Here is a 12,085-nt window from a genome sequence, read left to right on the forward strand (position 1 = left end):
TTGGTTGCACCGCTTGGTTTTCTCTTAGGTATGGTCTGCTTTTTGATGGGGTTTTACCTGCACGCAAGAATCATGAATTTGCTCGTTTCTAAACTGATTGTTGGTGCTATGCTTCTTGCGATGGGATTTTTCCTGAGAAATCCGTACCTTGTGGTCTTCCTGACGATTTTAATGCTCTTTTCAAGGCACATGTACACACCAGTCCAAAGTGATCTGGTTTCAGATCTGAAACGTTACCTTTTTAATAGAACGATGCTCAGGAGCAAAACGTACCTGATGCTTGTTAGCACGGGTGGGATCTTTCTTGGACTCGCACTTCCGGCTGTTGTGAATTATCCATTAACTATAGTTTTAACCACGTTATTTGTAGTAATGCTCATCTGGGTAGTTGAATTCTCAAACTACAAAAGCTTTGAAGAGAAAATTAAAAAGGCCGCCGAAAAAGGAGGCGACCTTAATGATCCAATCGAAGCCCTTAGGTACGCTTACACGCTTATGAACCCATTCTCGAATACCGATGTGGAAGAGGTTATAAAAAACAGAATAGAACTATTCAAGAATGTTCAAGATCGAAAGGCTGCAAGGTAGCAAAGAGTAGCAAATCGAAAAAATCATTAAGCTTCCACGATGAATTCCATTTCAACAAGTGCACCTTTCGGAAGGCTTGCAACTCCAACGGTGCTCCTTGCCGGGAAGTCTTTTGTGATAGCTTCGAAGTGCTTTTGGTAAACTTCGTTAATTTTTGCGAATTCGTCCAATTTCGTGGTAAATATCGTTGTCTTAACAACATTTTTTAACGAAAGACCAACCTCAGAGAGCATAAGAGAGAGGTTTTTTAGTATCTGCTCTGTTGCATGTTCAACAGAATCGTTCACAAGCTCTCCGGATTCTGGGTCAATTGGTAAGATTCCGGAAAAGAAGATGAGGTTTCCCACTTTCACAGCGGATGAGTACGGCCCCACGGCTTTTGGTCCCTTTTCGAATTTCAGAATTTCCATAGATCGCACCTCCATTTCAAAATGAATTGAAAATCAGACTTTTGAGGCGAACTGCCTGTGAATTTTTTCGCGGTAGAGTTTTATGCCATCATTTGGATTGCCATCGAAAACGATAGTCCCAGCATCTATGTAGATGCATCGATCTGCGTAAGGGCTGAAGAGGTTCAGTTCATGTGTTGCTACGATAATACCTTTGCCTTCTTCCTTCAATTTAACAACTGCATCAACAACTTCGCGCTTGCCATTCTTGTCGAGCATCGCCGTAACCTCATCCAAGAGGAGAAATTCAGGCTGCAAGGCGAGTATAGATGCGATGGCAAGCCTCTGCTTTTGCCCACCGGACAGGTAATAAGGGTCGGTATCTTTTAACTCTTCGAGCTCCAATAGTCTAAGCACATGCATTGCCCTTTTCTCCATCTCGTCTTTTTTAAGTCCTATGTTCTCCAATCCGAATATCACATCTTCCCAGACAGTTGAACCGATGATTTGAGTCTCGGGATTTTGAAACACGTATCCTGTGACTTCCGATACATCGCTTACGCCTTCTGGCAGTACGATTTCTCCATCATATTCAATTAGTCCAGCAAGTACCTTGAGCAAGGTAGACTTCCCAGAGCCGTTTGCCCCGATAACCATCACAATCTCTCCGGTTTCAAACGATGTGGAAATATCCCTCAAGATTTGTTTGCCCAAATAAGAAACGCTTATGTTCTTCAATTTTAATACCAACAGAGCCTCTCCCCTTATGCGATTTGAACTTTTCATCTACTACTGGTATAATGATACCACGGAAAGAGAAGTTATCAAACACAAAAGAAACAAAGAAAGGAGGAAGAGGTATGTTTAAGGTATCTGAAAATTACGATTTTAAAGAGCAGGTGAAAGAATACGTCCTTTCCACGATTGGTGTTCTCTTAACCGCTCTTGGACTTGTTATATTCTTCATTCCTAACAACATCGCGGCCGGCGGTGCGTCCGGTATTGCGATGATACTTCACAAGCTAGTTCCTTCCGTTTCTGTGGGTATCTGGATGTACATTATCAACGTCACACTCTTCATTCTTGGCTTTCTACTTGTTGGTAAGGATTTCAGCTTTAAAACGATATACTCGACCTTCGCACTGAACTTCTTCGTTGACCTTTTCGACCGGATTATCGATATACCAAAGTACACGGGTGATGATTTAATGCTTGCCGTTTTCTTTGGTAATATACTCGCTTCTATAGGTATGGCAATTGCGTTTGCAAACAACTCTTCAACTGGTGGAACCGATATCATTGCAAAGATCATCTCAAAATACTTCCACACACCAATTGGAACAACGCTGCTGATGGTCGACTTTGCGATAGGTATATTTGCAGGGTTTGCATTCAACGCAAGGATAGCGATGTACGCACTACTTGCGATAATCATCAACGGTATAACGATAGACTTTGTGCTCAAAGGTCTTGAACTCTCTATAACGATGATGATTATCTCAAAGAAAGTAGATGAAATTAAAAGGTACATCTTGGAAAAAATGGAACGCGGAGCGACGATATTGAAAGCACAGGGAGCTTACTCGGGCAAGGATATCGACGTACTTTATGTGGCGCTAAGACGAAGAGAACTCGGAGAGGTGCTGAATGTAATTCGTCACATAGATCCCGAAGCTTTTGTAATAGTTACGGAGGCAAGGTACGTGCTTGGTGAAGGTTTTAGAAGAATAGACAAGGTAGTCTAAAGAATAAAAAAGGGCTTCCCCGCAGGAAGCCCTTATTTTTTAGTTTTAAATTTTGAATCTTCTCACCGTTTCAACGAGCTTTTCTGCGATATCGTCAAGATTCTCAGCCGTTTTTGCAACATTTGAGATAGCATCCGCCTGTTGTTTAATTGCCATCGTTACCTCGTTCATCTGTTCTACCACGCTGATCATGGACTTACTCGCACTGTCCATCGCACTGCTCATTTCTTCAGCGGCTGCGCTCTGCTCTTGTGCGCTCGCAGCCAAGTTCTCCGTCATCTGCGACATGCGCACGATACTTTGGAGAATCTGTTCGAACTGCGATTTCACCAAGTCTGACTCACTGTAGGCTTTGTTGACGATTTCCACCGTTTCTTTCGTTGCATCACTCGCCTTCATGCTGCTATCTACTATGCCACGCAGTATGTTCGCGATGTTTTGTGTCGCTTGTTTACTTTCTTCTGCAAGTTTTCTGATTTCATCAGCGACAACGGCAAAGCCTCTTCCAGCTTCTCCGGCCCTTGCCGCTTCGATTGCTGCGTTCAGTGCAAGTAAATTCGTTTGTTCCGCTATCGAGTTGATCGTATCGACAATCTCACCGATGTTCTTAGCGCTTTCGCTGAGCTGTTCAACAATTCTGAATGTTGCATCCGCTTTTTGACGTGTTTGAACGATGACGTCAGAAATTGAAAGTATCGCCTTCTGACCTTCGTTTGCTAAGTTTGAAACTTTTTGAGCTTCTTCACTGAGCTTTTGTGAAGCATGTGCGACATTCTGCGCACTTGCCGCCACTTCCTCTATACCACTCGTCATCTCTTCTATCGCAGCCGATGCGTTATTGACGTTCGTATTGACGTTGTCCACCTGTGCGGTGAGTTCTTCGATTGTCGCACTGACTTCTTCGGATACCGCTGCAACTTGTGAAGCCTCTTGTTTGACTGTTGCCGAATCTCTCTCGATATTCAGTGCGATTTCCCTAAGTGAATTGACCATCTTACTCAAGGCAGTTGCGAGTTTACCGATTTCATCCTTTGCTGTATAGTCTATCTTTGTCGTCAAATCACCATTGGCGATTCTTTCGGCTGCTTCGACCAAAAAGGTTATCGGCTTGACAATAAAGTTTCGTGTAACAAATAAGGCAACGACGATACCAAGTAAAATTGCTATGATAGTTATAGAGATGTTGATAAATGTTGCTCTGTTAACATCTTTCATTAGACTTTTTTCCAAAACCAACGTAGCGAAAATCCAACCGTTCGACAGTCTCTTATATCCTGATATCCTCTTAACACCGTTGAGTGTGTAGTCAAACACACCACTTTCATCACCAGACATCCACTTTTTAAAGAACTCTTCATTTGCAACGTTTTTGCCAACCAACGTCTTATCCGAATGCATGATGATGTTTCCTTCCTTTGAAACGACTGCGTTCAGATAACCAAGCTCTTTACCCTTGGTCATGAGCTTTTCCGACAACTTAGAAATATCAAAGTCTAAAGCAACAACACCGACGATGCCTTCATCCGTTTGGATGGTTTTGGCAACGGTAACAACAAGCTGACCGGTTGAAGCATCTGCGTACGGTTCTGTGATTATCACCTGTCCAGGCTTTGCCACAGCTGCTTGATACCAAGGCCTTATCGTTGGATCGTATCCTTCCGGAAGTTCTGTCTCTGGGATGAGGTACATCCTTTTGTCTTTCAATCCAACGTAAACGTACATCACGTCTGGATAGATCTTGAGAACGGTGTTGAAAAGCTTTTTCATCCACACGTCTTCTTCGTGTTCGTTTTTATACACTCCCATAACGTTCGCATCTCTGGAGAGCATATCTATCAACTTTGTATGCTGCTCGATGAAGCTCACAAGGTTTTCTCCACTGTTTTCTGCAAGAGCTTTTAGATTCTGCATGGTTTTTTCAGTGATGTTGTTACGCAGTGCAAAAGTTGAGTAGACACCTATAACGACCATACCAAGCGCGAGGATTAAGACGATTATCATAACTTTCATGAAGATACTCATGTTACGCATACAAATCCCTCCTTTGAGAGTAGCTTTTTTCGAAAATGTGATGAAAACGTTTGGAAATTTCTGAAAACTGTAATTTCGAGCTCCGTTGTAAAAAGCTCAGCCGTTGTGAAACAAGTTTACTGTACCACAAGAATATCATGAAAACATTATACCACAGGCAATCACTTTCTAGGTTATTTTTTGTGCATTATTTTGAAAACTTGCAAAAACATGCTTTAATCTTGAGCAGTGGCGATGATATTGATTTTTCAAAATTTTCCAAGTAATTTTAAATGTTCTTAGGTGATTATGAGCTTTGACATGGCACTATGAAAAATGGTCTAATTGTATTGGTTAATGTGATAGGTGATTCATGTTTCACATGAGCTGAAAAGCTGGAAAACATTTAGCGTGGAATCAAATAATTAAGAGATTGGATTTGTCGTTTTTCGATTCGGTTTTATTTTTGAATCAAACATGGGATGTTGAGTAGGCTGGAAGAAGGTGGAGGTGGTTGTTGTGGTCTATATTCTTGGTGCGAAAAGAACAGCGATAGGTACGTTCGGAGGTTCTTTGAAAGATGTTCCCGCAACACAACTTGGAGTGGTTGCAGCCAAGGCTGCAATAGTGCAAGCAGGTGTTCCTGTCGAGGATTTCGATGAGACGATTGTTGGATGCATACTCACAGCAGGTCAGGGGATGGGACCAGGTAGGCAGGTAGGAATTTACACTGGTATCCCTGCAGAAAAGCCCGGATACACGGTGAATATGCTTTGCGGAAGTGGTATGAAAGCGGTTATGATCGGTGCAACAGATATTGAACTTGGTGAAGCGGACCTTGTGCTTGCTGGTGGTATTGAGAGCATGTCGCAGGCACCATTTTTGCTCTCGTACCGTGCAAGGTTTGGATTGAGATTTGGAAGTCAGGAACTGCAGGACCATATGATAATTGACGGGCTAACAGACGTTTTCAATAAGGTCCATATGGGACTTACTGCGGAGGCACTTGCCGAGGAGTTCAAGATATCTCGTGAAGAGCAGGACGAATTTGCGTACAACAGCCAGATGAAGGCAAAAGCTGCAATTGAGGCTGGTAAGTTCAAAGATGAGATAGTTCCTGTTGAGATTCCGGACAAGAAAGGCGTTAAGATTTTCGATACAGACGAACATCCCAGATTCGATACGACGCTCGAATCGCTCGCAAAACTTAAGCCCGCTTTTAAACCGGACGGTACGATAACTGCCGGAAATGCGAGTGGTATAAACGATGGTGGAAGTGCAATAGTGCTTGCAAGCGAAAGGTATATTGAAAAGAAGAGCCTGAAACCACTAGGAAGGATCGTTGCATGGGCTCAGGCTGGCGTGGATCCAATGAGGATGGGATTTGGACCTGTACCAGCAACGGAGAAGGTCTTGAAAAAGGCAGGATTGTCGTTCCAGGACATTGAACTGATTGAATTGAACGAGGCATTTGCGGCGCAAAGCTTAGCGGTTATCAAGGGTTGGGAAAAAGCGTTCGGCGTTACAAAGGAATGGATATTGGAAAGAACAAACGTCAACGGTGGAGCGATTGCACTTGGACATCCAATCGGTGCGAGTGGGAATAGGATTATAGTAACATTGCTTTATGAAATGAAGAAAAGACATGCGAAATACGGTTTGGCAACGCTCTGCATAGGTGGCGGTATGGGAACAGCTGTGATCGTTGAAAATATTGAATAAAAATTTGCACTTTTTAAGATAAGGGGGTTAGAAAGATGAGATTGGAAGGTAAAGTGTGTATCATAACCGGTGCAGGTAGTGGAATTGGAAGATCAGCTGCTGAGTTGTTTGCAAAAGAAGGTGCAATCGTAATCGCTTGTGATGTGAGCGAAGCAACGTACGACCATCCAAATATCCATTTCTACAAACTCGATGTAACGGACAGGAGCAGGATCGCAGAAGTTGTGAAAGAAGTTGTCGAAAAATTCGGCAAAATCGACGTACTCGTGAATAACGCAGGTATCACGCGCGATGCACTAATCCAGAACATGACCGAAGAAGATTGGGACAAAGTCATCAACGTGAATTTGAAGGGCGTTTTTAATATGACACAAGCAGTAGTTCCGTACATGCTTGAGGTAGGAAAAGGTAGTATAATCAATACGTCGTCTGTCGTCGGTGTTTACGGGAACATAGGTCAGACAAACTATGCTGCGACAAAAGCGGGCGTTATTGGAATGACAAAGACATGGGCTAAAGAATTTGCAAGGAAGGGCGCACAGATAAGGGTAAACGCTGTCGCACCGGGATTCATAAAAACTCCAATGACAGAGAAGGTACCGGAAAAGATATTAACGGCGATGGCGGAAAGAGCCGCACTGAAAAGACTCGGAGAACCTATCGAGGTCGCTTACTTGTATCTCTTCCTCGCATCCGATGAATCATCGTATATTACTGGTCAAGTAATAGGTGTTGACGGAGGACTCGTGCTCTGATTCTGATAGAAAATAACGATAAAGAAGGCAAAGGCTCCGGGATGAACCCGGGGCTTTTTAGTTTAGTAACTACCTACGTACGATACCACGATGCGCCGGACGGTACCATTGGTCACAAGTTTGGCAATTGCCTCGTTGAGTCTTTTTTCTAAAGAGTTGTTAAGTATAACTGCTCCCACGCTAATGGTGTAAATCAAGTCTTTGTGAACGTAGAAACCATACTTATTGGACAAATAAAGCGCGTTTATGTAATCAAAGAACGCTCCATCGATCTTTTTGATGAGTAAGTTTGTCACGATCTCTTCATTAGATACGAAAGACGTGTACTTTACCTTCTTTCCGCTCTTAATCCATTCTTGCACGATCTTTTCTCCGGTTGCACCTTTCTTAACCCCAAATGTTATCTTTTCCACATTTCCGTCCCATTTTATCTCGCTTCTGACAACTATAGCAAGTCCAGAGGTTATGTACGGCTGTGTGAATTTGAAAGTCTTTTTTCTCTCCTCGGTCATATGTATCCCACCAGCGACAACATCCAACCCTAGCTTTGGAAGGATTGCGTTATCAAGCGCTGCAAATGGCAGGACGTAGAATTCGACCTGTAATCCCAACTCGTCACCAATGGCACGCCAAAGGTCGAATTCGATTCCGGAAAGTTTGTTAGAAACCCAAAAAGCGTAAGGTTCACCAAGCAACAAGCCCACCTTAAGAAACTGACAAAAAGCAAGAGATGTTAAAAGTGTAATTATCAGAAAAACCAACACTTTGCAGACTGTTGACAAAGTATAACTTGTTCAAGTATAATCTCTTCAAAAGAGGATCCTTTCCAAACAGGATCCTCTTTTTTTACACAAATAGTAGGAGGAATATACATGCTGACCATCAACAAAGATAAATCACGCAGAGAACAAATCGAATCCGTCTCCATCGAGCAACTCGTCCCTCATGACCACCTCGTCAGAAAAATCGAATCCGCCATCAATTTCGATTTCATCTACGACCTTGTCAAAGACAAGTACTGCCTCAATAATGGCAGACCTAGTATTGACCCCGTTGTGTTAATTAAAATTACCATTATCCAATATATGTTCGGCATAAAATCCATGCGTCAAACCATAAAGGAAATACAAACAAACGTCGCATACAGATGGTTTCTCGGATTCGGGTTTTCTGATACCATCCCTCATTTCAGCACGTTCAGTAAAAACTACGAACGTAGGTTCAAAGGAACCGATTTGTTTGAGCAAATCTTCAACAAAATACTGCAGCAAGCAATCGAGCATGGCTTGGTAAATATGGATGCCGTGTTCATGGATTCAACACACATCAAAGCAAGTGCGAACAAGAAAAAGTACGAGAAGGTATTTGTAGAGGAGCAAACCAAGACATACAAACAAGCTTTAGAAGAAGAAATAAACAAAGATAGGCAAAAACACGGATTGAAGCCTTTGGATTTCACACATGAGAAAGTAAAACTGAAGGAAATAAAAATAAGCACGACAGACCCAGATAGCGGGATGATAAACAAAAATGAAAAAGAACACCAGTTCGGATATTCTGCACACATAGCATGCGATAAGAACGGGATAATACTAAGCTGTATAACAACACCAGCAAATGTCCACGACAGCATGGTGTTTGAGAACTTATTCAATAAAACAAAAAAGAACGCTGGCAAATCGAAAAGGGCAGCTTTGGATGCAGGATACAAGACTCCACCGATATGTAAGCTATTGATGGACGAAGGTATAGTCCCGTGCATGCCATACACACGTGCACAACACAAAGAAGGGTATTTCAAAAAAAGACAATTCGTATACGATGAATATTACGATTGCTACATATGTCCACAAGGGCAGATATTAGAATACTCAACAACAAACAGAAAAGGGTACAAAGAATACAAATCGGATCCGAAGGTATGTGAGAAATGTGAAGATTTAGGTAGATGTACAAGCAGTAAGAATCACACGAAGATAATCACCCGACATGTATGGGAAGAATACATGGAAGAAGTAGAGTATTTAAGGCACACGAAAGAATGTAAAGAGTTGTACAAAGAAAGAAGCAAGACGATAGAGAGGGTATTTGCGGACTTGAAGGAGAAGCACGGTATGAGGGTGACGATGCTGAGGGGGATAGAAAAGGTGCACATGCAAGTGTTATTGACTTGCACATGTTTTAACATGAAAAAATTAGCGAATTGGATATGGAAAAAGGGGAAGGGAGGTCCAGGGAAGGGCAAAAATTTGGAAGTTTTATTAGAATTTTTCTCAAAAGTTGTATTGGCGATAATAAAACCCCACCTTTCGTTTATCGAAAAGTGGGGGTTTGTCAACAATCTGCACTTTGAAAGCGAATTTTGTTAGCATCATACACTCGCCTCCATATACGGTGTCTCTTAATCACCCTCTACATTTTAGACTCCGTAAAAGTTCTTTTCGTTCGACTTCGCATAAGCCCATTGAACGAAAAAAACTCTGGAGGATGGTACCTCCAGAGGCTTTTTGTGGTTCGTTCGTGCGCTTGTTATCCGATAACAGCTTTTTCCCACTTCTTAAGTATCTCGTCTAATCTGTCGTTGATTTTTGGATCGAGTTTCAATATCTTCTTTATAGTCGGTACGTATTTGAATACGTCTGGCAGTTCGATATTGATAACAGGGAGCATCCACTGGTTCAGCGGGACTTCTTTTTGGAAGTCCGGTGTGAGCATGAATTCTATGAACGCACGGGCAAGAGCTAAGTTTTTAGCTCCTTTGAGGATTGCTGCGTATTCTTCAAGTACGTAAGCTCCTTCTTCGAAAATGACAGGCATGTACTTTATTGAACCATACTTGTACATGCTGTAAGCACCGTCCGTCGCGTAGCTGACTATCATATCCGCTTCGCCGGTCTCAAGCATCTTAAATGCTGCGCTCCAGCCACTTGTGAACGTGAGCACGTTGCTTTTTACCTCTTTCCAGAAGTCCATTGCCCCGTCTTCACCGAGAGCAGCGATGGTCCACATCAAGAAGGTTAAACCTGTGCTCGATGTCCTTGGATCGATGAGCACAAATTTACCTTTATACTCTGGTTTCAGGAGGTCTTTAAACGATTTTGGAGGGTTCTTTATCTTCTCAACGTTGTAAATCATCGCTAAAGCACCATAGTCGTAAACCGTTCCGTAATCATTCACAAAACCCTTGTAAACAAGGTTCTTTGAGTTATTAGCACGGTATTTCTCGAGTAAACCTTCTTTTATTGCCTTTTGAAGCTGTTGAGGGTTCAATCCAATGACTACATCGGCTTTTGGCGAACCTTTTTCAGCTATCATCCTTGCCAACACATCACCCATCGAACCGAAGCTTACAACTTTGACTTTGCATTTGTACATCCTTTCAAATTTTGGAACGACCACTTTTGCAATTCCTCCAGCAAAGCTGTCCGATGTGTAAATAACAAGTTCAGCAGAGAATATGAAAACCGTCGTCAGAAGTAAAAGCGCTACCATCAGTTTTGTAAACCTTGCCATGCTAATCCCTCCTCCACGAAGACTTTGAAAATAAAAAACCCCTCCGCTTATTTGCTTTACGCTAAGCGGAGGGATGATTAAATGAGTGTCTTTTATCATTGCCCTGGTCCCTCCGCCGGTATTACCCGGATCAGGTTCGAAGGGTCGGGAACTTGACGTTCCCCTCTCAGCCCCGCATTCAGGAGCTCCCCTCCAGGAAATGTGGTTTTCAAGCTTATTGTAACACGAGCTTAAGCCGCTGTCAATGAAACTTAATTCCCAATGTGATTATTTTCTTGCTATAATTAATGAAGATGAGAAAAAGAAATCTGATATATAAGGTAGAAAGAATGTATGAAGAATAAAAACTTTCGGATTTGCATTGCTATCCTATCAACTGTCGTTATACTTTTTATCGTCTTTTCAAATTTCACTTCTTGTAAGCCAAAAAGTGTGCAAAACGAAAAAGAGATGCTTCAGTTAAATGATGCAAGAGAAGAGAAATCTGGAATATTGTTGGAGAAGTCAGTTGCTTCTGCTCATAGCGATTCGAAGTTGTTTAAGCCCGTAATTGAGTCGTCTACGACTATAACGACTGCGTACGCTTCCGATGTTGAAACGACAACCGAAATGGCTACTTCTGATGTTGTGAATGATTCATACAATTTGGATGTGTTGTACAATTTGAATGATAAACCAACCACTGCAATTCAGACCACAAAGTTTGCTTCAGGTTCAAAATGGGAACTTGGTAAACTGTACACGAAACTACCATCAGAAGAGCCTAAACTACTGTTGACAATTGATGATGGCCCTGGAAATTACACAGGTGAGATCCTTGATTATTTAAAGGAGAGCAACATAAAGGCGATATTTTTCGTCTCGGGAGATACGGTCAAAAGCTATCCTAACATCGTGAAAAGGCAGTACGAGGAAGGGCACGAAATCGGCACTCATACGTATTGTCACAGAAGTTACTATAAGTTAGAAAAGACAGCAACTATAGATGAGATGAAAGAAACACTTGAACAAGACCTCCAGCGCACGGAAAATAACGTTAGAGATATAGTGCCTGAGATAAAGATAAGGTTCCTCAGAATGCCCGAAGGTTATTACAGGGACTGGGTTGGTGAGATAGCGAAAAAATACGGTTATGTTACATTGAATTGGTCAGCTGCTGGTGATTGGCTTGAAAAACCCGATGAAGAGGTCATAGCGTTCTTTAAATCGCAAATCAGACCTGGGACGATAATTCTGCTCCACGATGGACGAAACAGAGGTAAAAGAGCGCTGAAAATCCTCAAAGAACTCGTCCCATATGCGCTATCAAAGGGATATATGTTTGTTGATCCAAATGAATTCTTTTAGTACGAAGGGAGCGTTT

General features: G+C 42.2%; 11 protein-coding genes and 1 riboswitch. Of the genes, 6 read left to right on the forward strand and 5 right to left on the reverse strand.

The features are described 5' to 3' along the window. On the forward strand, positions 1–588 hold the full coding sequence (locus CBS1_RS09035) for a hypothetical protein (RefSeq protein ID WP_090222665.1): 588 nt from the start codon (positions 1–3) through the stop codon (positions 586–588). A gap of 26 nt (positions 589–614) precedes the next feature. Here the strand turns inward: CBS1_RS09035 and CBS1_RS09040 are convergent, their stop codons facing one another. After that, a complete protein-coding gene (locus CBS1_RS09040) occupies positions 615–998 on the reverse strand; it encodes a Rid family detoxifying hydrolase (protein WP_033191403.1) in 384 nt (127 codons plus the stop codon). Positions 999–1,031: 33 nt separating this feature from the next. Further along, complete coding sequence (locus CBS1_RS09045; protein WP_090222667.1) at positions 1,032–1,727, reverse strand: energy-coupling factor ABC transporter ATP-binding protein; 696 nt, start codon at positions 1,725–1,727, stop codon at positions 1,032–1,034. Positions 1,728–1,837: 110 nt separating this feature from the next. Between CBS1_RS09045 and CBS1_RS09050 the strand changes: the two genes are divergently transcribed. Further along, complete coding sequence (locus tag CBS1_RS09050; protein WP_090222669.1) at positions 1,838–2,722, forward strand: YitT family protein; 885 nt, start codon at positions 1,838–1,840, stop codon at positions 2,720–2,722. A gap of 45 nt (positions 2,723–2,767) precedes the next feature. On the opposite strand, the gene CBS1_RS09055 is transcribed toward CBS1_RS09050, so the two are convergent. Next, positions 2,768–4,753, reverse strand: a complete 1,986-nt coding sequence (locus CBS1_RS09055; protein ID WP_090222671.1) for a methyl-accepting chemotaxis protein — start codon at positions 4,751–4,753, stop codon at positions 2,768–2,770. A gap of 498 nt (positions 4,754–5,251) precedes the next feature. Between CBS1_RS09055 and CBS1_RS09060 the strand changes: the two genes are divergently transcribed. Both CBS1_RS09060 and CBS1_RS09065 read left to right on the forward strand, forming a co-directional pair. Next, positions 5,252–6,454, forward strand: a complete 1,203-nt coding sequence (locus tag CBS1_RS09060; protein WP_033191400.1) for an acetyl-CoA C-acetyltransferase — start codon at positions 5,252–5,254, stop codon at positions 6,452–6,454. A gap of 35 nt (positions 6,455–6,489) precedes the next feature. Further along, positions 6,490–7,209 (forward strand): beta-ketoacyl-ACP reductase, encoded by a 720-nt coding sequence (locus tag CBS1_RS09065; protein ID WP_033191399.1) that lies wholly within the window; start codon positions 6,490–6,492, stop codon positions 7,207–7,209. A 62-nt stretch (positions 7,210–7,271) separates the two neighbouring features. Here the strand turns inward: CBS1_RS09065 and CBS1_RS09070 are convergent, their stop codons facing one another. After that, positions 7,272–7,913: a substrate-binding periplasmic protein gene (locus CBS1_RS09070; RefSeq protein WP_241685518.1), complete on the reverse strand. Its 642-nt coding sequence runs from the start codon at positions 7,911–7,913 to the stop codon at positions 7,272–7,274. A gap of 168 nt (positions 7,914–8,081) precedes the next feature. On the opposite strand from CBS1_RS09070, the gene CBS1_RS09075 reads away from it, so the two are divergent. Continuing rightward, a complete protein-coding gene (locus CBS1_RS09075) occupies positions 8,082–9,578 on the forward strand; it encodes an IS1182 family transposase (RefSeq protein WP_128998152.1) in 1,497 nt (498 codons plus the stop codon). Positions 9,579–9,738: 160 nt separating this feature from the next. On the opposite strand, the gene CBS1_RS09080 is transcribed toward CBS1_RS09075, so the two are convergent. Next, positions 9,739–10,722, reverse strand: a complete 984-nt coding sequence (locus CBS1_RS09080) for a thiamine ABC transporter substrate-binding protein (RefSeq protein WP_090223316.1) — start codon at positions 10,720–10,722, stop codon at positions 9,739–9,741. 90 nt (positions 10,723–10,812) lie between these two features. Continuing rightward, positions 10,813–10,924: riboswitch (TPP riboswitch) on the reverse strand. Between the two features lie 131 nt (positions 10,925–11,055). Here CBS1_RS09080 and CBS1_RS09085 point away from each other — a divergent pair. Then, positions 11,056–12,069, forward strand: coding sequence for a polysaccharide deacetylase family protein (locus tag CBS1_RS09085; RefSeq protein WP_090223314.1), 1,014 nt, complete (start codon positions 11,056–11,058; stop codon positions 12,067–12,069). The last annotated feature ends 16 nt before the right edge of the window (positions 12,070–12,085 follow it).

Source organism: Fervidobacterium changbaicum (assembly GCF_004117075.1).
GTDB classification, from domain to species: domain Bacteria; phylum Thermotogota; class Thermotogae; order Thermotogales; family Fervidobacteriaceae; genus Fervidobacterium; species Fervidobacterium islandicum.